This is a genomic window from Chitinophagales bacterium (assembly GCA_019694975.1).
Lineage (GTDB): Bacteria > Bacteroidota > Bacteroidia > Chitinophagales > UBA10324 > JACCZZ01.
Genome location: JAIBAY010000002.1, coordinates 45276 through 69267 on the forward strand (window position 1 = coordinate 45276; position 23992 = coordinate 69267).

At 45.4% G+C, this 23992-nt stretch carries 16 protein-coding genes; 6 read left to right on the plus strand and 10 right to left on the minus strand.

What is annotated here, in order from left to right; all coding sequences use genetic code 11:
- Positions 1 to 61: 61 nt before the first annotated feature.
- Positions 62 to 931 carry a peptide chain release factor N(5)-glutamine methyltransferase gene (prmC, locus tag K1X61_03475; protein MBX7107689.1) on the minus strand — a complete coding sequence of 290 codons (870 nt, stop codon included), beginning with the start codon at positions 929 to 931 and terminating at the stop codon, positions 62 to 64.
- Between the two features lie 166 nt (positions 932 to 1097).
- Here prmC and ribD point away from each other — a divergent pair, with 166 nt between their 5' ends.
- Both ribD and K1X61_03485 read left to right on the plus strand, forming a co-directional pair.
- On the plus strand, positions 1098 to 2111 hold the full coding sequence (gene ribD, locus K1X61_03480) for a bifunctional diaminohydroxyphosphoribosylaminopyrimidine deaminase/5-amino-6-(5-phosphoribosylamino)uracil reductase RibD (GenBank protein ID MBX7107690.1): 1014 nt from the start codon (positions 1098 to 1100) through the stop codon (positions 2109 to 2111).
- Positions 2108 to 2974: an EamA family transporter gene (locus tag K1X61_03485; protein MBX7107691.1), complete on the plus strand. Its 867-nt coding sequence runs from the start codon at positions 2108 to 2110 to the stop codon at positions 2972 to 2974. Before ribD ends, K1X61_03485 begins: the two co-directional genes overlap by 4 nt.
- Positions 2975 to 2978: 4 nt before the next feature.
- Here the strand turns inward: K1X61_03485 and K1X61_03490 are convergent, their stop codons facing one another.
- From K1X61_03490 to K1X61_03510, 5 genes are all read right to left on the minus strand, one after another.
- Positions 2979 to 3254 (minus strand): DUF167 domain-containing protein, encoded by a 276-nt coding sequence (locus tag K1X61_03490; GenBank protein ID MBX7107692.1) that lies wholly within the window; start codon positions 3252 to 3254, stop codon positions 2979 to 2981.
- A 48-nt stretch (positions 3255 to 3302) separates the two neighbouring features.
- A complete protein-coding gene (locus K1X61_03495) occupies positions 3303 to 5648 on the minus strand; it encodes a BamA/TamA family outer membrane protein (GenBank protein ID MBX7107693.1) in 2346 nt (781 codons plus the stop codon).
- Positions 5649 to 5671: 23 nt separating this feature from the next.
- A complete protein-coding gene (locus K1X61_03500) occupies positions 5672 to 10648 on the minus strand; it encodes a translocation/assembly module TamB (protein MBX7107694.1) in 4977 nt (1658 codons plus the stop codon).
- Between the two features lie 318 nt (positions 10649 to 10966).
- The gene (locus K1X61_03505) at positions 10967 to 11542 is read right to left on the minus strand and encodes an NAD(P)H-dependent oxidoreductase (GenBank protein ID MBX7107695.1); all 576 of its coding nucleotides are present in this window, start codon (positions 11540 to 11542) and stop codon (positions 10967 to 10969) included.
- A gap of 97 nt (positions 11543 to 11639) precedes the next feature.
- Positions 11640 to 11894: a (4Fe-4S)-binding protein gene (locus K1X61_03510; protein MBX7107696.1), complete on the minus strand. Its 255-nt coding sequence runs from the start codon at positions 11892 to 11894 to the stop codon at positions 11640 to 11642.
- Positions 11895 to 12032: 138 nt separating this feature from the next.
- Between K1X61_03510 and K1X61_03515 the strand changes: the two genes are divergently transcribed.
- On the plus strand, positions 12033 to 14390 hold the full coding sequence (locus K1X61_03515; GenBank protein ID MBX7107697.1) for a TonB-dependent receptor: 2358 nt from the start codon (positions 12033 to 12035) through the stop codon (positions 14388 to 14390).
- Between the two features lie 146 nt (positions 14391 to 14536).
- Here K1X61_03515 and K1X61_03520 read toward each other — a convergent pair whose 3' ends face one another.
- Complete coding sequence (locus tag K1X61_03520; GenBank protein MBX7107698.1) at positions 14537 to 15016, minus strand: DUF962 domain-containing protein; 480 nt, start codon at positions 15014 to 15016, stop codon at positions 14537 to 14539.
- Between the two features lie 301 nt (positions 15017 to 15317).
- The gene (locus tag K1X61_03525; GenBank protein MBX7107699.1) at positions 15318 to 17450 is read right to left on the minus strand and encodes a prolyl oligopeptidase family serine peptidase; all 2133 of its coding nucleotides are present in this window, start codon (positions 17448 to 17450) and stop codon (positions 15318 to 15320) included.
- A 415-nt stretch (positions 17451 to 17865) separates the two neighbouring features.
- Here K1X61_03525 and K1X61_03530 point away from each other — a divergent pair, with 415 nt between their 5' ends.
- The 3 genes from K1X61_03530 (at position 17866) to K1X61_03540 (ending at position 22631) form a co-directional block, all read left to right on the plus strand.
- Positions 17866 to 19062, plus strand: coding sequence for a class I SAM-dependent RNA methyltransferase (locus K1X61_03530; protein ID MBX7107700.1), 1197 nt, complete (start codon positions 17866 to 17868; stop codon positions 19060 to 19062).
- A gap of 231 nt (positions 19063 to 19293) precedes the next feature.
- Positions 19294 to 20883 carry a T9SS type A sorting domain-containing protein gene (locus tag K1X61_03535; GenBank protein ID MBX7107701.1) on the plus strand — a complete coding sequence of 530 codons (1590 nt, stop codon included), beginning with the start codon at positions 19294 to 19296 and terminating at the stop codon, positions 20881 to 20883.
- 152 nt (positions 20884 to 21035) lie between these two features.
- Entirely contained in the window at positions 21036 to 22631 is a 1596-nt protein-coding gene (locus K1X61_03540) for a T9SS type A sorting domain-containing protein (GenBank protein MBX7107702.1), read from the plus strand.
- Between the two features lie 142 nt (positions 22632 to 22773).
- Here the strand turns inward: K1X61_03540 and K1X61_03545 are convergent, their stop codons facing one another.
- Both K1X61_03545 and K1X61_03550 read right to left on the minus strand, forming a co-directional pair.
- Positions 22774 to 23250: a DoxX family protein gene (locus K1X61_03545; GenBank protein ID MBX7107703.1), complete on the minus strand. Its 477-nt coding sequence runs from the start codon at positions 23248 to 23250 to the stop codon at positions 22774 to 22776.
- A gap of 304 nt (positions 23251 to 23554) precedes the next feature.
- Entirely contained in the window at positions 23555 to 23851 is a 297-nt protein-coding gene (locus K1X61_03550) for a hypothetical protein (protein MBX7107704.1), read from the minus strand.
- Positions 23852 to 23992 lie beyond the last annotated feature (141 nt).

Here is a 23992-nt window from a genome sequence, read left to right on the forward strand (position 1 = left end):
GAAATTTTAGCCCGCAAAAATAGTCCGTTAAGGATGAAAATGGAACTTTTTACCGGATATTTTACCACCCTGCTTTCAGCATCCGGCGTTTGCCCTGCATATCGGTCTTTACCTGTAGCTGTTGATAGCCATGCTGATAAAAGACAGCCGATACCTGATCAGTCATGTTTTCATGCATTTCAACATATATGAATCCTTCCGGCATCAGCCATTTTGCACCAAAGGCAGCAATAGCTTTATAAAAGACTAAAGGATCATGATCGGGCACAAACAAGGCGATATGCGGCTCAAACCGCACCACATTGTCCGGCATCTGCTGCTGTTCCGATTCCGGGATATAGGGCGGATTGCTGCAGATGATATGATAACGGTTTGCAGGCCATGCTGCCTCCGGTTCATTGTCTTGCATAAGGCTGAGGAAATCAACCTGCTTAAACAGGATCTCAGCTTCGAGCTGTTGTGCATTATCGGAAGCTACAGCCAGGGCTTCGCCGCTGATATCAATAGCGGAAACGGTTGACTGATTAAGCTGCTTTTGCAATGCAATAGCCATGCAACCACTGCCGGTGCCGATATCGAGTATGTTCACCGGCCCTTTCGTTTGATTATCCTTAATGATCCAATCCACCAGCTCTTCCGTCTCAGGACGTGGTATCAGCACATTTTTATTAATGTGCAGCTGCATGCCATAAAATGAAGTGCCACCGAGCACATATTGAACAGGTTCACCTTTCAGCAGCCGTACAAGTTTCCAGGCAAGGTCATTTGCTTTAACTTCCGAAATAATATCGTTCTCGCGTAACAGCAGCCCTGCTTTTGAAAGGGATAGCCGCTCTTCAAAGATCCAGTGCGTGATGTTTTCAGCTTCTGACTTATCATACAGCCTGGTCAGTGACTTCACATAGTGATCGAAAACATGGCGGATGGTCATGCGACGAAGTTATATCAAATCGCATTCGGAGTTTCTCTGTGGTAGAGCACCCTGCAACAGCAGACATTTTTCTTCCGGTTAACCGGTGAAGATATCATGGATGATATTCCATCCTTATCTCAAATTCTATTACGTTTGTCGTATGCCGCAGCCTGATGAAATCTTCATGCAACGTTGCATTGAACTTGCCTTGCAAGGAGCCGGTAAGGTGGCACCCAACCCTTTGGTAGGTTCGGTGATTGTGTATGAAGGGCATATTATCGGTGAAGGCTATCATGCGCAATTTGGCGGTCCGCATGCAGAAGTAAATGCCATCCGGTCTGTTGCTCAAAGCGATCTTGCATACCTGCCGTCATCTACGCTCTATGTTAACCTGGAGCCTTGTTCTCATACCGGAAAAACACCGCCCTGTGCCGATCTGATTATTGAAAAGAAAATTCCGGCCGTTATCGCCGGCATGCAGGATCCCAATCCGCTTGTTGCCGGTAGCGGCATTGCAAAGCTGATTCAGGCCGGTTGCAAAGTGAAAACCGGTGTGCTGTATGATGAAGCAATTCATCTGAACCGCAGATTTGTTACATGGATTGAGAAAAAGCGGCCTTATATTATCCTGAAATGGGCACAAACCATAGATGGTTTTATAGGGAAGGAAAATCAGTCGTTGGCCATCAGCCATCATTACGCAAAGACACTCGTTCACAAATGGCGGAGCGAAGAAGCTTCCATCATGGTTGGCACCAACACGGCGCTGACAGACAATCCGAGACTGGACAGCAGGCACTGGAACAGGCAGAACCCGGTGCGGCTGGTGCCTGACCGCTATTTAAGGCTGCCACAGACCTTACACCTTTTCGATGGCAGCATTCCGACTATAGTTTTTACGGCTCAGCAAAAAGAAAGTACCATAAACACCACTTATGTGACGATTGATTTTGAAGCACATTTTATCGCTTCCTTTCTTGATAAACTATACGAACGACAACTTCAGTCGGTGCTGGTGGAAGGCGGTAGCCGCTTATTGCAGTCATTTATTGACAGCGGCCTGTGGGACGAAGCGCGAATTATCGTGGCGCCAGAAACGGCAGGCAGTGGCGTGCCGGCACCCAGGATGCAAGCAACTCCTTTCTCCAGGAAATATGTGGGAGAAGATGAACTGATCATTCAATATCATATTGCATGATCGTTCTTTTGCTCAGCATTATCTGTTCTACCTACCTGGTTCTTGCATTCAGGTTTTTCAAGCTGTATCAGATTGATATGATGCAGGGCATAGTGGTCAACTATATCACCTGCGTGGCAACAGGTATTTTGGTTTCCGGTGCGGTTCCTTCAACGCAGGTGTTCCGGCAAGACTGGTTCCCTTACGCTGCTTTCCTGGGTTGTATGTTTTTCTTCATCTTCAATATGATGGGATTTGTGGCGGCAAACATTGGCGTAACGCTTACGTCTGTTGCCAGTAAGCTCAGCATGGCCATTCCGGTAACGCTGGCCATCTACCTGTATGACCAGGAACTGACACTGGTAAAGATCGCTGGATTGTTGCTGGCGATACTGGCCGTTTATCTAACCTCTGTCACCCCTGAAGAACACAGGCATGCCCTGCATACAAGAGGCCTGTTGCTGGCATTGATTATTTTTATCGGCAGCGGCATCAACGACTCTGTCGTCAACTACGCTTTTGCCAGGTTATTGACGCCGGGAGAATTCAATCTTTTCAATATCTCCATCTTCGCGGTAGCAGCAACAGCAGGAAGCATGGCCCTATTCTACCGCGGCATCTTCCAGCATAAACGGCTTCAATGGAAAGCGGTGGCGGGTGGCATCCTGTTAGGTATTCCGAATTTTTTCTCGATGTATTTTCTGCTGAAGGCGCTGAATATACCGCAATGGGAAAGTTCTGTGATTTTTCCGGTGAATAATATGGGCATCGTTGTGCTTACCGCTGTATGCGGATGGCTGCTTTTCCGGGAACATCTTTCCCGAATTAACATAGCGGGCATCATGATCGCATTAATTTCCATCGCCCTGATGATCATTGAATGATGACTCAGTATGCGGCAGGCAGCTGTAAACTGAGCCGCCGTATAACTTCCCTTTCTTCCAATCCTTCAATCAGCAAACGCTTATGACTGCTTTTATGGCCGCTTCTTATCGCAATAGCTGCTTTAGGAAGTTGCAGCATTTTGGCCAGTACGGCTATCACCTCTGTATTTGCTTTTCCTTCCACCGGAGGTTGCTTTATACGCAACACCCAATTGCCAGCTGCGTCTTTTAGCAGTTGTGTTGACCTGGAATTGGGTTTGACATTGATGGAGAGCATCATGGTTATATGATTGATGGCAACTGCATAAACTGATTTAATCCGGCTGCATCAGAACGGATATCCGATTCCAAAGTTGAGGATGAGATTATTTCTTCCGTAAGCGTCTTTTGAAAATGGATCAAAGGTCCAGCCGTCATTCGCTGTTACGTATGGTTTACGCAACGCTGTTGCCACGTCGAGGCGAACGACTACATAAGTGATATCCAGCCGTAGCCCGAGGCCTGCATCAAATGCCAGTTGCCGGTAAAAATCCGCAAACCTGAAAACACCAACATCGCCGTAAAGCTTTGTGCTTTGCATCCAGATATTACCACCTTCTGCAAAGAATGCACCTTTGAGATAACCAGCTATCGGAAAGCGGAACTCCGTGTACAACCCCAGCTTGATATCTCCTACCTGGTTATAGAAACCAATGCTGTCGATGTCAGGATCATAGAATGTGCCTGGACCAACGGAACGGGAACGAAAGCCGCGCAGATCACTCACACCGCCAACAGAAAAACTTTTATAGTATGGAATGACATCCGAATTTCCATAAGGCAATGCAACACCCGTGAAAATCCGTGATGCCAGCTTCGTCTGCTTTCCGGTGCTAAAGTAATAGCGGAAGTCGAGTGAAACGGATCCGTACTGCGAATAAGGATTTTGGAAAATCGTAAATGGATTTTCAGGCGTACCTTTTTCCTGGTTGAAAAGGCTCTGTAGGGCGTAAACCGTATTGCCGGAGAACTCAATGCTTCCTTTAAAATATACAGGATTTTTAACCCAGGCATATACCTGGTTGGTAAAGGTATATGCATAATTAAAGCCGAGCACAAATTGCCGGTCGAAACTTTCTTTCAATGCTTCATTCTGATTTAGAATGGAGTCATAAGCCTCTGTGGTCTGCGTGGTATTTACAAAGTTGATGGAGAACGGCGTGAACAGATGTTCTTTGCTGATGCTCTCTTTCCAGTTATAACCGAAATTGATGTAGAAGGAATTCATCAGGTAATAGCCTTCCCTGTTCTCAATCGTGTAGTTGGTTTCAATTTTTGTTTTGGGTACAAATGCGCTTTGCGAACGGGTTATGTGAAAGGGAACAAGGAATTTCGGGAAAATGAGTTGTGGTGTAATTCCAAATTTGAATGACTGCAGAGGCGGAAGGTTTTTGGAAATCTGCAGTTCATAGTTACCGGTGAAGTTCAGCACAAATAATTCCGCTCCGCGAAAGATGTTCCTGTTCCTTGTACTGATGCTTAAGCCCGGCCCTGCAAAGCCATTATCTTTTAAAATGGCCTGCACTTCTCCGCGCAGCGACCGCTTTGGAAACGGTGTCAGGAAGATTCGTGTGGTGAGCCATCCGTCGCGGGTGGTATCCGGTTCAAACCTGATATTGCCATACTTAAAAACACCAAGGCTCATCAGCCTGCCAAGTGTAAGGTTATAATTCCGCACATCATAGATCTGGCCTTTCTGAAAATATACATTGTCAACAATCGCATGCGGTTTAAACAAATGATCGGTGGAGATATACTGTATGCTGTCAACCATGATCGTATCAGTCAGCTGCAGTTCAGTTACTTTCCGCACCAATGTAAATTCCGGGAACACCATGATATCGCCTATATGGTAATAAGACAGTGCTTCCTGCGGAATATTATGCTTCAGGCCGACATACATTTTGCAGTGATGATTACCAATGTTAGTATCCACCCTCACTATGAGAAAATCCGGGCCGAAGAAAAAGTAACCTTCCATTTTCAAAACACGGTCGATCCGGTCACGCTCATCGCTGATGGTTTGCAGGTTGTAGAAATTTCCGGCTTTTAACAGGCTGCTATCCTTCACCTCCGCAATCTTCTTCGTCAGCCTGTCTGTCACCACAGGAAAAAAAACAGAATCAATGATATATGGCGTTGCGACTTTTACGAAGTAGGTTACCTGCGCCTTCCGGTTTTTGTATCGCATTGTATCCGTTATCGTGCTTCTGAAATGGCCATATGTATTCAATCTGTTTGCCATCAGCAACCGGGTTCGCCTTATATCGGCTTCCTGTAATATCACCGGTGCTTCGCCGATCTTGTATTTCATAAAATACTTAAACCCTGATTCCTTCTTCGGTTCTTTCACCCTGTTGTAAACGGCCAGGCCGAATCTGGCGCCCAGCAGTTTCTTATTGGGTACAGGAACCATCACAGATTGCAGCGAAGCAATGACTTCAGCTGAGGCAGTTTTTTTTGAAGCATCATCGAGTTCAATGTTGCCTTTTGTGTACAGCATCTCCCCAGATGCCAGGTATTTTGTGTTGCTGCATGAAGCACTGAAAAGAATCAGGATGAGCAGTATTACACAACCGGTGTATGGCCTGTAAATTAATTTCCTGCCCGCATTACTGATTCCGTTAGATGTCATGCTCCTCATGATACGCGCTGCAATTATTCGTTATTTTCGATTTTAGCCTTCGGGGTTTCATCCGGCACCTGTTGTTTTTTCTGTTCCTCTCTGGCATTTGTTTTTCCCTGGGTAAACAGCTGGCGGTAGGTATTGAAATCGCGGTTGAAGATGAGTGAGAGGCCATTCTCTATGGTCTGCCCTTCAAATATTCCCTCGTAACTTCCTTTTCTGAAGAGGTTTAACCGGAGCCGGCCGTCAGGCCGTACGAGGTATTCGAGTGAAAAATCTCCGCTGAGATCGCTTGGTGCCGCGCTGAATCCGCTGCTGCCGCCGATGTCGAAATTCGTTCCTACATAAATTAAGAGTCGGTCGTTAAAGAGTTGCTCCCGCACACCGACATTCAGCCTCGTTTTTTCTTCTTCCACGCCATTGGAATAATCGGTTACTGATTTCAGGTCGAAGTTCAGGTCCACACCTTTAACATACTGGCCCGACAGCTTATTCAACTGGCTGCTGAGCATGCTGCTCACGCTGCTTTTTGCCAGGTCGCTGATGTAGTTAGTACCTGTTCCTGCAAGCGGATCAGCGGCTATAAATGCGCCAAAAACCATTAAGGCAAACACCTGTTTATTCATCTCCCCTTCCTGTTCGCGCAATTCAGCAAGTTTCGCATCCACAATGCCATCCATGGCGCCTTTATTCTTCTCATCGAGTTCAATGTCAAAGGAGATCTGCGGAGCCATCAGTTTCTGCTGCATGATGAGAAATACATTGAAGTCGAGCGGGTTTTTGTACTGTGCCTGTTGCTCATCGCTGGCTGTGGCAGCCTGCGAGCCAATCAGTGCATACGGTGAGGTGCGAACAGCGAGGTGACCCTTGAGGTCAATGTCTGCATTGTAAATATCACCGGTCCAACTGATGGAACTGCCTTTATCCAGCAGGAACTGCCGCTTCACCACATTATATAAAGTCAGGTTATAACTCCCATCCGTAATTTCATAACGGCCCGTTAGTGTCATCTTGCCACTGGGATTGACATCATAATTAAAGGAGCCATTTCCATTAATCTGCAGCCGGTCGCCGGCTGCCGGATCCATCACAATATTGAACCTGCTTTTATCATCCACTTCTACGGATGCTGTAATGTTATAACCGGAGAAGACAGGTTTTAATGAATCTTTCTGTTGCGCCAGGATAGCGTCAAGCCGGTCGCCGATATTGATAAATTCCACCATGCCTTCTTCCGTGCTGAAGGAAGTATCGGAACGTTGATATACGTAGGTAACATCAGTGCCATTACGCAGTTTGATCTTAATATCTGCCGCAGGCCGGTCCAGGTCGCCTCTCAGCGCGGCAAGCACATCGAGCCGAAGCATCCCATAGTAGTCAGTAGTAACGGATGATGCAGCATTCATCAAGACAAAGTCATAGGCCTTCAGGTCAAGACCAAACTTAAAGTTGCTGTAGTCGGTGGTCATCAGGTCGCCGTTAATGGTGGCTTTGTTTCCCTGCTGATCACGCACCGTTACCGCATTAAAATGAATGCCCGAATTATCAAATGTCAGCGGTTCACGGCCAAGCTGCAATGGCGTATTGGTATAAGAAGGCACGAGGCTGGCGGAATCAAAACGCATGGAACCATTGATAGAAGGTACATCAATAGTGCCCCTTATCATAAAACTTCCGTTAAGTGATCCACGCAGATCGTAGAGATAAGGCCTGACAAAGGGTGTTGCCAGGGAAAAATCAGCGCTGTCAATCTGAACGTCAAAATGCAGTTCGCTTGCTGCTGCAGCACTGCGGTAATAGCCTGCTGCCTCTATACCATTGCCTTCACCAAGCAATACCAGTTTAACATCATATTTTCCGGCTTCATCATTGGAAGCATCAAGTGACAGATCTCCATAATCATAGTGCAGCAGGGAAAACCCCTTTATGCTCAATGCGGAGTTAAAGGTGAATGTCTTGGCATCCTGCAACAGGAAATTTCCATTCATCACACCGGTAAATACTGCTGCAGAAGAGTCAATGATGCCGGACAACACCGATAAGTCAAAATCGCTGAAAGTAAAATTGACAGGCGCATTCAACATTTCATCCTCACTTTGCACAAGCAGGTAACTGTTGTTGTGCGCCATCCTGAGGTTATGCGCCCAGATACCGTTCTTTCCGAAAGCAAGAAAATTGTCTTCCGGCACCGACCATTGAGCACCATCGAGGATTAGCTGATCCTGCAGCAGGTGCAAACGGTACAAATCATCTGCCGCTGTTACCGATGTCGCCATCAGCAGATCGATGTGATTTGAATCAGGTTTTATAGCCAGCAATGAATAGACAGAATCATTCCGGGCATTACCGGAAAAAGACAAACCGCTGAGTTGCAAAGTGTCTTTTTGCAGTTTTTTTGCAGTGAGGCGATAATCGAACTGAGCCGGATTTGATCCGGCATAAAGAAGCAGCGAATCCACCTTTATTCCTTCATAAACTAATGCTACGGGCGTAGAGGCCAACTGAAGTTTTTTTTCTGCACTGCTAAAAGAACCGGTGATATTAAAGGGCTCCATCTCCTGCAGTCCTGGTATAAACAAAGGCAGGAGTTTTTTCTGGTCGTGAATATTCATTACAAAATCAAACGACTGCAGTCCAAGTGTATCTGCCTGCCGGTATGCTTTTCTGCTGAAATAATAATTGAAATGATTCGTGAGCAAAGGGATGCCCACTGCTGCACTGGAAGTGCCAGTGTAATGACCATCCAGTACAGGTGTGTAGAGATTCCAGTCATATTTGCCTTCGGCAGAAGATGCGATAAGGCTAATGGAATCCAGCGAGATGATTTTATCACCGGATGAAATGGCCGCATCGGCAACATGGATCGCCCCATTCAGTGTGCTCAGGTCATCCCCTGAAAAATTACCTGTTATCTTCCCTTGCACCTTCAGGTCGCTATCGTAGAGATGAAGCTGCTGCAGGTCGGCGTATTTTATATCCATCAGAAAATTATACTCCGGACGCTCCGGATCGAGGCTTGCCCGGCCTGTAAATGAAACATCTATTGCATCATCATTGACGGATATGTCTCCTTTAAAAGCCTGTCCGGCAATCTTGCCATTCACTGCAATATCCCGGTATTCATAACCTAAGAGATCAAGTCTTTTAACAGTCGCTTCGATGGTAGCATTCATATCTTCCACGGTCAGCCCTTCTCCTGCTGCTGTGGCGGTGAGATGAACAATGCCGATGATCTCTTCCCGTTGAAGCAGCTTTCCAAGATTAAAATTCTCGAGGTCAATTTTTGCATGGTAGGTGGAAGTTTCTTTGCCGGCCACAGGTTGCATACGGGCTTCTACCAGTGCATTACCAAATGAGCTTTGCAAAAAAACGATGCCATTGAAGTCTTGCATGGTGCCGCTGTAATTTCCGGAAAGTGTAAAAGTTTCCGGAAGAACGATGGCAGATGGCAAAAGGCTGTCAGGCAGTATAGCGAGGAGGTCAGTCCTGGTAGACGAGAACCTGGACAGTTGTACATCAAACGACAGATTGCCCGCATCAGGCAATCCTTTAATGCTGCCACTGATGAGCATATCAGTGTTACCTGTACGAACCTTTAGGCTTTTAAACAACAGGTTGCCTAAAGTTCCATTGATGTTTCCGTCAACGGTCAGTACACGGTCAACAGCAGGACGGACATATTCATTTTCTGCAAGCGGCGGATAGAAATAAAGCAGATCGCTTACCGCAATAGTTGCATTGCGGAAATGGCCATATACACCCATGCTGCCAACATTGCTGCTTAAGGAAGCAAGTGAACTATACCTGATACCTGCAGCACTCCGGATAGTGCTTTTATCAGTTATAAGCAGGCAACTGTCGAAGGTGATACCCGTTTCAGACATCCTGAACCGGCCGTAACCATCGAGTATGGTCAAACCGCATTGCTCCGATGCCTTTATCTTATGGATATCAATATTCAGCTTGTCGGCCTGATAAAAGATATTACTGAAACTTCCTGTAATGTCCTTCACATCCAGATGACTGTAATCCATTCCTCGTGCCGCAATTGGTGCAGTTTTATCATTATACCGGAAATCAAATCCCTTCAGCGATAGCTGATCACATCGCGCAGTAAGTGCATCGCCTGTGTCGCCTGCTTCTGGTTCCGAAAGTGTATCGATGCTTTCAGCAGCACCGGTTGCAACATAAAATGATGACTGCTCCACACTAAGTTGCCTGAAGTCAAAAACTAAATGCTGAAGATCAATCGTATCAGGATAGGCTTCGAGAAATGATATTTTGCTGCGAAGGTCCAGCTCTGCTGTAGTGTCGGTATACAACAGGTCGAGGTTGGAAAGTTGCAGATGATGAGCGCTTATTTGCAGCGTAAGAGGCGCAGTTGAAGAAGCGGCTGTTGCCACTGGTTTTATCTGCCGGAAATGCACCACTGAATTATTCCAGTTCAGCTCATCCACCATAATCCTTTGTGCTGAAAGGTCGAATTCCTTAAAGTCAACATCAAGGTGACCGATGCGTGCTTCCCCGACCATACCACCCACTTCATCGTTTAGTATGAAATGAACCTGGTCTGTTTTCACCCTTTCAATGGAAAAGCTGAATGAAGATTTTCCGGTATCCTGCTCAATAGTATTTTCTCCGGAAGAGGCAAAAGTTTCCGTGATGAAATTAAAATTAAAACTGCTGTCGCGCAATGAACGATTGATATGAACGGTTGCGCCATTTAGTTCAACTGAATGCACAATGGCCGCTCCGTGGAGCAGGTTCATCATGCTGATATCTACCGTCAGCTCTTTAATATTGATCAGCGTATCGTACTGCAGGTCCGCAACGAATAAATTCTTCAGGTAAATGGATTTCGGAAATGAAATATTAATTTCTTCGAGTCGTACTGTTGTTTTAAGCTTCGACGACAGCCAAGCAGTTGCTTTACCTGCAACGAATTGCTGAAACCAGCAGGTTTGCAGCAGGATGATGAGGGAGATGAAACCAACGATGATGACTGACAACAGCCAAAGTATTATCCTGAGCGGGATCCGGACATATGTAGGAAGCTGTTTGATAAAGAGTAGTTGAATAAAGGAAAAGCTTTAGCACTTTTCGGCCCTAAATTTAATTGATGCATTTGAATCATTGCACTGCAGGCAGGAACTTGCGAACAACGAGGCCTTATACTGTCCTTAAAGCTGAAAGACAGCAAGGTTCTTTTCCGCGCCATGCTGCTTCATTGTTGTAAGACACTGTAAAAAGTCCGATGCAATCGCCCGGGCATTCATACGACCATACTACATACATCTCCTGTTATTCATCAGCGCTGTATGAAACAATTATTGCGCTGCACTCCGCTTGGCATGAATTGCACCGGCCAGCCAGATAAACTCTTTGGTGAACAGTGATACATTTTTTTCAAAGGAAGCGTCGAGCAATACACCATCATTATCAAACCGCTGATGAATGTTTGGCACAAGCAACATCTGTGGTACTGGAATGGCGAAAATCGCAAGAATCAGTTGTTGCAGCTGCAGGCCGGCACGAATTCCGCCAAGCCCACCGGTTGAAACAGCAGCCACACCAATAGTCTTCTTCTCGAATACATTCAATCCAAAATAATCCACCATGTTTTTCAAGGCAAGAGAATAGCCTCCATTGTATTCCGGTGTGACAAACACCATGGCATCAGCCTCCTGCAACTTCCGGTGCAGTTGAACACACTTCTCCGGCGGGTTTTTTTCCTTTTCGAAAACCTGCTTCCAGATCGGGTAATCATAATCCTGCAGGTCTACCACTCCGGCTTGAACACCATGATGCCGCGCAAAATGCTGTGCAAGATTTAAAGCTACTTTCTTCGTGCTGGCGTTTTCGCGAATGCTGCCGGAAACAATATTGATCTTCATATCGGTCATTTAGTTTTCTATTTAATCTTCTGGTGAAACCGGCATCAAATGCGAACTGCTCCGTAATTATTCCGCAAATTTTCAGCGCAACCACGGCTTGCAGGCCTTACTCGGCTAATGATTTTTCTTCCGGTTTTATGGTATCATTCCTGAAATAACTCAATGCACCGGAAGGGCATTTTTGCACCTGTCGTATTATTCGTTCCGTGGTGCTTCCTTCCGGCTTTATCCATGGACGTGCATTGTTATCAAACACTTCCGGCAAACCGCTGAAACATCTTCCCGAATGGATGCATAAATCCGGTTTCCACACGATGGTGATTTCACCATTGGAATATTTTTTTGTGATTTTCCTTTCCATAGGATGATTTTATCAATAAAGTTATAAAAACCTGCGTACGGTCATTTTGTTCATCTGATGCAAGACAAGAACCTTTTAAAAAAAATTCCTTGATGGTGTTACTTTTTACATCATTCACGTTCTGTACTAAACCTGTTCATGAAAAAAGTCCTGTCAATATTCATCCTTCTTGTCCTGATTATTTCAACTGCGCATGCCCAGCCGATCACACAAACCCTGCGGGGAACCATTACGGCTCAGCATGTGGCAACGCCCTTATCCGATGCAAGCATTATCGTACTCAATACTGATCCGCTGATCGGATCTTATTCGGACGAGCAGGGCAATTTTAAGCTGGAAAAAGTACCGCTGGGCACCTACAGCATCCACATTTCTTATGTTGGATACAAAGAACTTACGATACCCAACGTAGTAGTGAATGCAGGTAAAGAAACAGTATTGACCATTGAGATGGAAGAAAACATTATTGAAGGTGAAGAAGTAGTGATAACGGCAGAAGGCCCGCGCGAGAAGCCATTAAATGAAATGTCTACGGTGAGTGCCCGTACCTTTTCCGTTGCAGAGACGCAGAAATATGCAGCGGCAGTAAACGATCCTGCACGCATGGCGCTATCTTTTGCCGGTGTTGTATCAGCCGATGACGGTAACAACAGGATTGTTATACGTGGCAATTCGCCCGGCGGACTGCAATGGAGAATGGAAGGCATAGATATTCCCAATCCCAATCATTTTGCAGATGCAGGAAGCTCAGGTGGTGGTATCTCCATACTCAGTTCGCAATTGCTGGCTAACTCCGACTTTATTACAGGTGCATTTGCCGCTGAATATGGAAATGCTCTATCCGGCGTGTTTGACCTGCGCCTGCGAAAAGGGAACAATGAACAAAAGGAATGGACCCTGAGTGCCGGTGTGCTTGGTATTAATGTTGCGGCTGAAGGTCCTTTTGCTGCGGGTTACAAAGGGTCATATCTGGTGAACTATCGCTACTCCACTTTAAGCATTCTTGGAAAAGTGGGTGTGCTGCCGGATGATTACGTCACCAACTTTCAGGATCTTTCCTACAATATTTACCTGCCTACTAAAAAAGCAGGCTACTTTACATTGTTTGGTTTCGGCGGGCTGAGCGATCAGAAGAACCAGGCAAAAAAAGATTCTTCAGCCTGGGAATATGACTATCAGAAATACAGCAGCAGGTTCTATTCAAATACCGGCGCGGCAGGTGCAACGCATGGTTTGCTGATCAGTAAAAAAGCATATCTCAAATCCGCTATGTTGTATTCTTACATAGGCAATGGCTACAAAGAAGAATATTATAACCACGATTACACTACCATCACCGATGAGGATCTTGGCTACGCGCAGCAAAAGCTGACGCTGACATCTGTGTTAAATTACAAACTGAATGCGCGCAATGCCCTGCGTACGGGCATCATTGTTTCCAACCTGCATTACGATCTGTCGGGGAAATCAGCCAATGATTCCACGCTGGAACTGGAATCAACGATCAACACAGACGGCAATACCTATACAATGCAAACGTATGCGCAATGGCAGATTCGGTTATATGAGGCGATCACCATCAATGCCGGATTGCATTACCTGCATTTGTTGCTCAACAATTCAAAATCCATTGAACCACGGGCAGCCATCAGCTATCAACCCGGAGACCGGCAAACCATTAGTGTTGCGTATGGCCTGGTGAGTCAATTGCAGCCCATCGGCACTTATTTCTCGCAGGCAAATACTGAAGGTGTCACCACGCTTCCGAATGAACAGCTCGGGTTCACCAGGGCACATCATTTTGTATTGTCCTATGATTACCTGTTCACGGCTGATTTACACCTGAAGACTGAATTATACTACCAGTCTCTTTTCGATGTTCCGGTATCCGCAACAGCAAGCAATTCCTTTTCCATGCTGAATTATGCCGGTGGCGACTATGTAACCGAGGCTTTGGTGAATTCAGGCACCGGGAAAAATTATGGCATGGAGCTGACACTCGAAAAATTCCTGAGCCGTAACTATTATGCATTGCTTTCTGCATCAGTTTACCAGTCGAAATATAAAGGCTCCGATGGCATCGAACGTGATACGCGTTACAATGGAAAGTATGCAGGAAGCCTCACGGCAGGTAAAGATTTTATCTTATCAGGAAAATTCAGGAACCGGGAATTAGGTCTGAACGCGAAGGTGATCTATGCCGGTGGATTTCGATCCACACCGATTGACCTGGAAGCTTCCCGTGAAAACGGATCAGCAGTGTATCTGGAAGATTTGGCATTTACGGAAAAGATTCCTGATTATTTCCGCGCCGATGCCGGCATCAGTTATAAACGCAACAGGACCAAGACAACGAGTACATGGTCACTGGATATTCAGAATGTCACCAACCGGAAAAATGTTTTCAGCGAATATTATGAACCGAAGCAAGAACGCATCGTCACCATTTACCAGGCGACGCTGATTCCTGTTTTGAATTACAAAATTGAATTTTAAACAAACGCGAAGGGATGAAAATCTGTGGTTTAAACCGCTTGCTTATTCCGCTACCGCAAATAATACTGCAGCGATAAAATGGCAAAAACATTTTTTACGATTGCTAGCAAAGGTGCGACATGACAAAGCTCACACCATTTTCTTTTTTAGTATGCAATGCCAAGTTTTCCATAGATGAAATGGAGCAGCCAGACCGGACCGATTAACAGAAACTGTATGTCCTTCAGAAAGGATGGTTTCTTCCCTTCAATTTTATGACCCCAAAACTGGCCTACCCATGCTGCGGCAAAAATGATTAGGCAGACTGCCCAAAGTGGTAATGCGGTAATCAGTGATAACTGATAAATGATGAACAAAAAGAATGAGCCCACGAACAACATACCAACAGCAAGCGAAACAGACAGCCGCAGATAATAAATCATGGCAAGGGTCATAAAAATAATTGCCCAGTTAAGGGAAACGGGTCCCCAGTTGAGTTGATGAAAAAATGCCGGAGTCGGGATACTCCATAGCAGGCCAAATAAACTTACCATGATAGCCGGCACACAAATCCAATGCACTGCCTTATTGGTTGGATGCTGATGGCTTTCGCCATATTCATTCAGTAGTGTCTGAATCTGACTCATCATCTGTGGTTTTAAGGAACGTAAAAATAAAGGTAGTGCATTATTGATGATGCTGATCCAATTGACAAATGAAGTAGTCTTGAAGCGGAACCCTGGTAGATAACTGTGATATGCCTGTCAATATTAGCATCGTCATAAACAAATGATGAATAATCGAACCTCCTCCGGAATGATCCATGCTGCACAAATCAATCAGGAACTTACTCAATGAAAAGCAAGCCATGCTTCACTGAGCAAACACAGGATGCGTAAAAACCGCATTTTAAAATTCAACAAAATTTCGCAACGGAACAGCTTACTGCTACTTTGCTGTTTTCAGGGATTTAACACCCATGTTCCAGAACATGAATGAATAAATGTCGGTGTCTTCCTCAATCACCTTTGCCACGGGACGTCCGCCGCCATGTCCGGCCTGCGTATCGATCCTGATCAGGGTTGGTGCCGTTCCGGCCTGTGCAGCCTGCAGCGCTGCAGCATACTTGAAGGAATGGGCGGGCACCACACGGTCATCATGATCAGCAGTTGTTATCAGCGTTGCGGGATAACTGGTGCCGGGTTTGATATTATGCAAAGGGGAATACCTGTACAGGTTCCTGAAATTGACGGAATCAGTGCTTGCACCGTATTCCACGGCCCAGCCCCAGCCAACGGTAAAAGTATGATAGCGCAGCATATCCATGACACCGACTCCCGGGAAACAAACCTTGAAAAGATCAGGGCGTTGTGTTTCACAGGCTCCGACCAGTAAACCACCATTTGATCTCCCGATGATGGCCAGTTTTTCACTGGAGGTATATTTTTCTTTAATCAGGTATTCAGCAGCGGCAATAAAATCATCAAACACATTCTGTTTTTTCAGCAACATGCCGGCCTCATGCCATTGCTCACCATATTCACTCCCGCCGCGAATATTGGCCAGCACATAGATGCCTCCGTTTTCCAGCAATACCATCCTGGAAGGATTGAAATCCGGCGTCTTCGCAATATTAAATCCACCATAAGCATAAAGCAGTGTCGGGTTGTTGCCATCGAGTTTTAATCCCTTCTTATACACGATGAACATCGGAATCTTTGTTCCATCCTTTGAAGGATAAAAGACCTGCCGTGTTTCATAATCATCCGGGTTAAATTTCACATTTGGTTTTTCATAAACTTCAGACACACCGCTGGCGATATCGTATTTGTAAATGATAGACGGAGCAGTGAAGGAGGTAAAGGAATAAAACAAGATCTTATCATCTCGTTCTCCTGAAAATCCACTCACGGTTCCATAACCCGGCATCTTTGCTTCCCGCACCAGTTTTCCGGCCCTGTCGAACTGGTAAATACGTGAAGTGGCATCCTGCAGGTATTCAGCAAACAACTGGCCACCCGCTACAAATACATTTTTCAACAGCATCTGCTTTTCCGGAATCACATTTTGCCAGGAGTCTGGCGCAGAATTATTCGGATCAACGGAGATTACACGATAATTAGGTGCACCGTTATTTGTGAATACAAGCAGCTTCTCTCCTTCATTGTCCAGTACGGTGTAGTTATAGCGGAATCCTTCAAACAACTTCTTAAATCCTGCTTCCCTGTTGCGCAGGTCCATGTACCAGATTTCTGAGCCATCAGTGCCTTCAGCGATATTAATGATCAGAAACTTTTCGTCTTCCGTGGTTTGCGCTCCCATGTAACGAAGCGGATGTTCCTTGTCTGAGTAAACCAACTCATCCTTACTTTGCGGATCACCCAGTTTATGGTAATAGATCTTCTGAAATTTATTGGCTTGAGAAAGCTCCTCTCCCTTTTCCGGTGCGTCATAACGGCTGTAGTAGAAACCATCTTTGTACCATGCTGCACCGGAGAATTTTGTCCACTCAAGCTTGTCAGCAAGTTTTCGCTTCGTGGACACTTCCATTACATAGATGTTCTGCCAGTCACTGCCGGCTTCTGCCACCGTATAGGCTAAATATTTACGGTCGTTGGAAAAACCAATGAAGTTGACTGCCGAAGTGCCTGCTGCATTCAGTGCATTAGGGTCGAGAAAAACCGATGGCTCGCCTGTTAAGCCCTTCCGGTAATAATTGACACTCTGAGGCTGGAGGCCATCGTTCTTTGTAAAAAAATAATAATCCCCTGCCCTGAATGGTGCCGTTGTTCTCGGGTAATTATAGAGCGATGTAATCCGCGAGCGGATCTGATCGCGATATGGAATCTGCGACAGATAATCAAAAGTCACCTTGTTCTGCGCTATTACCCAATCTTTCGTTTCGGGAGCATTGTCATCTTCTAACCAGCGATACGGATCGGAAACCTTAGTACCGAAGTAATTATCTGAAACATTTCCTTTCCTGGTGACCGGGTACTGCAGCTGAGCTGCTGCCGGGCAGTTTACCAGCAGGTGCTGAATCGAGAGCATGATGATTAATGAGAGAACAATTTTTTGCATAGCAGGATTTTGAGGTAAGGAGGCGAAGATAGGTATCAAACTTTAAACAGATATCCATGCATGAAAACTGCCGTTGCTTTTGTAAAAGATCCTCTAATTATCCATGTTTACCGTTGTACTCAGGTCTTCTTCATTTACGCATTCAATCATACAAGTCTAGTGACACTTTTCAGAAGACATCATATTGCGAAAATGGAAACCGGTGTAATCTGCTTGGTAAACATTCCCTGATTCTTCTTTTTTATGTACATGCATAACAAAAAGTCTGCGTATCAATTCAGCGTAAATAAGCAGCAACAGCATGTTAGCAGTTGCAAGCATGGAAAGTAAATTAATTGAAGTACTGATAGCTTGCTCCGGCGCGTCATATCTCCGCGATTCCTGATTTTTGCTGAACTAAACTACCTTAGCAGCAATGCAGGACATTCATCCACTTTTTTCAGAAAGGCGTACTATTCTCATTTCTTCCTCGCCCTATATCACTACTTACGTGAAACAGGAAGTCGTGACTTTGGGCTTCCAGGTAACAGCAGAAGGCTTCACGACTGTGGAAACGTCAGGAACTTTTGAAGACTGCATGCTGCTGAACCTTCACTTACGAACGGCTAACCATGTGTATTTCATGGTTGAAAAATTCACGGCAGCTACCATGGATGAGTTGTATAGCCTGGTAACGGCCATTGAATGGGAAAAAATTCTCCCTGCCGATGGCTTCTTCAGTGTGCACAATGTGAGCAATCATGAAGAAGCCGGCAATACCATGTTTCTCAACCTGCGGGTTAAAGATGCCATCGCTGATCGTTTTATGAAGGTGTTGGAGAAACGCCCTGATTCCGGCTCGGGAAAGGAACGGGCAGTACTGTTTATTTTCTGGAAAGATCATGAAGCATTTCTTTACATCGACACTTCCGGCGAACCGCTGACTAAACATGGCTACCGCAAAATATCTATGAAGGCGCCCCTGCAGGAATCACTTGCTGCCGCTATGATTATGGCCACGAAATGGAATACGGCCGCCACTTTCATCAATCCAATGTGCGGCAGCGGCACGTTGGCTATTGAAGCCGCTTTGATGGCCTGCAATAAGTCACCGGGGCTCATTCGATCTAACTACGGATTCATGCATGTCTCAGGTTATGCGCCGTCCGTTTATGATGAACTGCTTGCATCCGCAGAAAAAAAAGTGCTGCCGGTAACAGGCTGTAAAATAATTGCGAGCGACAAAAGTATCGATGCCCTCGAAGCTGCGCGAAGCAATGCGCAGCTTGCCGGTGTGCAGCACCTTATCCAATTTATTAAAAGCGATTTCGAAAGCACACCCGTTCCTGAAGAGCCCGGTGTTGTCATGTTCAATCCGCCCTACGGTGAACGGCTTGGCGCATCAGAGGAACTGGAAATGCTCTATGCACAGATTGGCAATTTCCTGAAAAAAAGCTGCAGGGGATACTGGGGATATATTTTCACCGCTAACCCTGAGCTCGCAAAAAAGATCGGGTTAAAAACCAAACGTAAAATTGATTTTTACAACGGTCAGCTGAAATGCAAATTGCTGGAATTTGAACTCTATGAAGGAACCAAAAAGCGAAAGTCAGACGAATCCGGGGATGCATGATGCAATAGTTGGCTGACTGCCCGATTAGAGCTTCTGTTTATTCCACCGCCGGAATTGAACCCACCATTTGACATCTCATTTGTTACGGTAACATCAATAACATAATGCCATTTCAGATCGTTTGCCTGTAAGGCATTTGTACCCCTGGCATTTGTCATTTGGTAATTTAACAGGAAGTTATAACTTCGTTGACTAAAACATACTCATAAGTATCTTTTAATAGATTTTTACATGAAGAAAATTCATACCCTTATACTTTGCCTGGCGGTAGTCGGTTTAATCCGGCAACATGCGTCTGCACAGGTGTACTGGAAAGATGTTGCATCTATCATTTACGATAACTGTGCCGCCTGCCATCGAACCGGTGAAATCGGACCGTTCCCTCTCATGTCTTATAAAGATGCTTCTGACCCCGACCATATTTATTCTATTGAGGCATTTGTGAACAGCGGCCTAATGCCACCGTGGAAAGCGGACCCGTCATACCGTCATTTTTTGGATGAGCGTGTTTTGTCGACGGAGGAAAAGGCGTTGATAACAGACTGGATAGAAAGTGGGGCGCAAGCCGGTGATACGACATTGGCGCCTCCGCCACCAGTTTTTGTACCGGGTTCTCAGATCGGTATTCCTGATAAGATACTGACTATGGCAGAGCCCTATTACATTGCCGGCGACGATTCCGATCATTACATGTGCTTCGTATTACCGACCAATCTGCTGAATAGTCAGAATGTGTCGGCTATAGAGTTCCGCCCGGGAAATGCTGCTGTGGTTCACCATGCTTTTATCTATCTCTGTGATGACAGTTCAGCTTATTATGCTGATCAGGCTACACCGGAATACGGATATCCTTCATTCGGCGGACTGGGCAATGGTGTAAGCGCCGACTTTCTTTCTTTGTATGGGCCTGGTATGGCTGCGCGTTACTATCCGCCCGGTTCGGGAATTGAATTTCCACCTAACAGTCTCGTAGTGGTACAGATACATTATGCCCCGCTGAGCAACCCTGATAATGACCAATCTTCCATTAACCTTTTCTATTCTCAGCAGGCTGACGTGCGGTATGTTTTTGCCAAAAGAATTGGCGAAGGATATATCACCAATCCTCCTTTTAAAATTCTTGCCAATGAGCGCGACACTTTTTTTATGGAGTACCCGATAATCAAGGATTATTCGCTCTTTGCCATAGCACCACATCAACACCTGCTTGGAGAATCCTTTATGATTTGGGCTGTGACACCGCAGAATGATACTATTCCACTGATCAACATTCCCAAATGGGATTTTCACTGGCAGCTTTTATATAGTTATCCTTTCATGCTGAAAATTCCCCTCGGCTCTAAAATTTATGCCCGTTCGTGCTATGACAATACGATTTATAATCCCAACAACCCGCACAATCCTCCGGAGGACGTGCATTATGGGGAATCATCAACAGACGAAATGTGCAAGTATCTGCTCAATATGCTGGAATATATGCCTGGCGATGAAGACCTGATTCTCGACAGCAATTACGTAGCTACCAGTAGTGCTGTGGTAACCGGATTAGTGAACACGCCACAACTGTATGATCTCTCACCCAATCCTGCTTATGCTTTTGTTACCATTCCATATTACCTGCCTTTTGCGGAACAGGTGCGACTGGTTGTAATAGATGAAGCGGGAAGGATTATCCGTGAAAGCGCAGTGACAGGACACACCGGATTCAATCAGTCACAAATGGACCTCTCAGGCTTGGCCGGCGGAATTTATTTCATCGTGATGAAAACACTCCATAAAGAGATTTCAAAAAAACTGATCATTCAGCCAGAAGGCTATTAGTGCAGGCAGCGTAATACAATCTGAGCAGGCAGTGTTGGCATGTTTAACAGTTGATAACCGGTGATATCGTAACTTCGCGCACGTGAACAATGAGATTATTTAATCCGTTAGTCACAGATTGCAATCTTCTTAAATAACCATACAGCAATAACATGAAAAAGGGTTCTTTACTTTTTCTCACAGTTGCCTCGGCATTGTTGAATTTTCATAACGCTTCTGCGCAGACACCCGAATGGAAGGACGTGGCAGGTATTATCTATAACAACTGCACCACTTGCCATCGTCCCGGCGAAATTGGGGCTGATTATCTAAATGCCACCGGTTACCTCTCACTGGTCAACAGCCCTTATTTCTACAGTATACCGACACAGTTACAGTCGAAACTGATGCCACCCTGGAAAGCTGATCCGTCTTACCGGCATTTTCTCAGTGAGCGCATCCTTTCGCAAAACGATATCGATAAACTTTCCGACTGGGTGAATGCAGAAGGCCCGGCCGGTGATACAACACTCGCACCGCCTGCTCCTGTTTTCTCAACCGGTTCGCAACTGGGTGTTCCCAGTTCGGTGCTTACCATGTCAGAACCTTTCACGGTACCCGGCGACAACAGCGATCATTACCAGGTTTTTGTTTTGCCTTCCAACTTGTTTGTTGACCGTGATGTTTCCGCTATTGAATTCAGGCCTGGAAATTCAAAGGTGGTTCACCATGTATTTATCTACACCTGTGACGACGGTTCAGCCGCAGCGCTGGATGCCACAACACCCGAATATGGATATTCTTCTTTCGGTGGTGCAGGCGAAGGCGTTAACGCTGATTTCCTTGGTTTATATGCACCTGGTTTACAGGCAAGATTTTATCCTGCAGGCTCTGGTGTAAAATTTAAAGCAGGTACCGATGTGCTGATACAGGTTCACTATGCGCCGGTCACCGAGCCCGCTACCGATCAGAGTTCAATCAATCTTTTCTTTACCAATGAAACAGATCTGCGCAAGGTAAAGGCAAAACGTGTGGGTGAACAATACGTTACCGAACCCGTTTTCTTCATTCCTAAAAACAAGGTACTTACCTTTCATACTGCTTATCCGCTCGATACCACCTATTCCCTGTTCAGCATCGCGCCACATCAACACCTTATCGGTAAAGATTTTAAAATCTGGGCTGTTACGCCTGAGGGAGATTCTATTCCGCTCATCTACCTGCCTCAATGGGATTTTAACTGGCAGATGTTATACAGTTATCCGTTTATGGTGAAACTGGAAGCAGGCACTGTTCTTTATGCTGCTGCTACCTATGATAACACATCTAATAATCCGAATAATCCGAATAATCCTCCTATCAATATCGGGTATGGCGAGTCCTCCTATGATGAGATGTTCAAATACTTCATGAATTTGCTTCCATACATGCCCGGCGATGAAGATATTGTTCTTGACAGTTCCTGGCATCCTGTTGGCGTGCCACCGGTTGGTAGTATTGTAAAAACTCCGCAGCTATATTCACCGTCACCTAATCCCGGAAGCAATGAAGTGGCCCTCACCTATTACCTTCCCAGAAACTCCGCTTTCGCCCTCGATGTATATGATTTGTCAGGGAGGCTCGTTACTTCCATTAAGGATGAAGTGATTGCCGGTGCAGGCCTGCGTCGCAATATTTTAGATGTCAGCCAATTTGAAAACGGAACCTACTTATGTACGTTGCAATGTGAAGGAAAACTGATTTCGAAGAAATTTGTGGTGCAACATTAACCCTGCATGTCATTCATAAGCAGTCAACCGCATTTTTTACTTTAACAAAAAAATCCCGTCTGTCTGGATAGACGGGATTTTTTTATGCCACTTGCCTTGACCGACAGCATAATCTTTCAAAATGCTGTCTGAAATTGCGGCCTTACTCGGCCTCCTTCTTCAGCTCATCCTGCCAGTCATGATCTTCGGGATGCTTTTTCATATACTCATCCACTGACCATGGCCCGGAACCTTCCACTGCAAAAAAGCACAACAGAAAAAGTATAAGTACAGAAAACCACAATTCAGCTGAAGTAGAAGTGAATAAGCCACTGTCGAGGTTAACAAACAATACTGCCCCGATCAGCACCGGTAACTGAAAGATGGCTGCTGTTCTGGTGAGCAATCCTACAATTATCATGATACCGCCGACCAGGTGAGCAAACGCAACATAATGCGCCAGCCAGAATGAAACCTGCGCAAACCTGCTGTGATCAATCAGCTGCTGCAACGATGCTGTGTCACTTACAAAAACGGCTCCCCGCCAGAGTATTATAACGCCGAGCAGAATACGTAAAATATCCAGCCATTTCGGGTGATGCTTGTCACCCCATGTTTCAACTCGATGAATCAGGTTCATGATATGAATTTTTAGGTGAGAGAATCATCCAATTTACAATTTTTATCATGGATTTTTCATGGCTGCCTGTATGATCTTAATCATAAAATAATCAGCTATAAGTGGCTATTTACTGATCCGAAGACCTTGCTTGCATAATATTCATAAGCTCACAGCTACCTGTCAGCAATAAACTGATAAGCGTCCTTTTATTCAGAAAGGAAATTATTTTGAGAAAAGATCGGTCACTTGCAAATAGTCAGCGTCCGGCGTCATCTGGCAGCAAAACAGGTAAACTTCAGCTATGCTGCGAAAGCATTTAATTTTAAAAACCAGTCAGCAATGTAACCGGAACAAGAATAACTTTAAAAATAACAGGCAATCCGCTTTTTGCCTCTTCACTGTCGCATAGATATTTTACAAGCCTGCCCTTATTGTCAACCAGCACACTCTCACCGTGTATCCTGGTACGGTAATAAGTCAGGTCGCAGTCGCGGAACGCCTCATAGACTGGCGCTACAATTTTTACCTTGCCGTTATCTTCCTTTTTAGGATGTGCATTGGCAACGCTTGCCGTGGAAAGAAATGTGAAAGCGATCAACAGCAGTCTCAGGGATTTCATAATCTGACGATTTTGGAACCGCCTTTTGCCAATGATATGCCAGAAGAATTCAGGCCGGAACACATTAACAGGTTTTTAACAAGTATTGAAACCAATTTGCATGTAAACCCTGACTGCATTTCAACCCTTTCACCGCAAGCC

Coding starts and splice junctions, on each gene's coding strand:
- K1X61_03490 (MBX7107692.1), bottom strand. CDS start 3,254: ATGATGCTCTCCATCAATGTCAAACCCAATTCCAGGTCAACACAACTG.
- K1X61_03535 (MBX7107701.1), top strand. CDS start 19,294: ATGAAGAAAATTCATACCCTTATACTTTGCCTGGCGGTAGTCGGTTTA.
- K1X61_03550 (MBX7107704.1), bottom strand. CDS start 23,851: ATGAAATCCCTGAGACTGCTGTTGATCGCTTTCACATTTCTTTCCACG.
- K1X61_03520 (MBX7107698.1), bottom strand. CDS start 15,016: ATGAGTCAGATTCAGACACTACTGAATGAATATGGCGAAAGCCATCAG.
- K1X61_03485 (MBX7107691.1), top strand. CDS start 2,108: ATGATCGTTCTTTTGCTCAGCATTATCTGTTCTACCTACCTGGTTCTT.
- K1X61_03530 (MBX7107700.1), top strand. CDS start 17,866: ATGCAGGACATTCATCCACTTTTTTCAGAAAGGCGTACTATTCTCATT.
- K1X61_03545 (MBX7107703.1), bottom strand. CDS start 23,250: ATGAACCTGATTCATCGAGTTGAAACATGGGGTGACAAGCATCACCCG.
- K1X61_03505 (MBX7107695.1), bottom strand. CDS start 11,542: ATGACCGATATGAAGATCAATATTGTTTCCGGCAGCATTCGCGAAAAC.
- prmC (MBX7107689.1), bottom strand. CDS start 931: ATGACCATCCGCCATGTTTTCGATCACTATGTGAAGTCACTGACCAGG.
- K1X61_03510 (MBX7107696.1), bottom strand. CDS start 11,894: ATGGAAAGGAAAATCACAAAAAAATATTCCAATGGTGAAATCACCATC.
- K1X61_03540 (MBX7107702.1), top strand. CDS start 21,036: ATGAAAAAGGGTTCTTTACTTTTTCTCACAGTTGCCTCGGCATTGTTG.
- K1X61_03515 (MBX7107697.1), top strand. CDS start 12,033: ATGAAAAAAGTCCTGTCAATATTCATCCTTCTTGTCCTGATTATTTCA.
- K1X61_03495 (MBX7107693.1), bottom strand. CDS start 5,648: ATGACATCTAACGGAATCAGTAATGCGGGCAGGAAATTAATTTACAGG.
- K1X61_03525 (MBX7107699.1), bottom strand. CDS start 17,450: ATGCAAAAAATTGTTCTCTCATTAATCATCATGCTCTCGATTCAGCAC.
- ribD (MBX7107690.1), top strand. CDS start 1,098: ATGCAACGTTGCATTGAACTTGCCTTGCAAGGAGCCGGTAAGGTGGCA.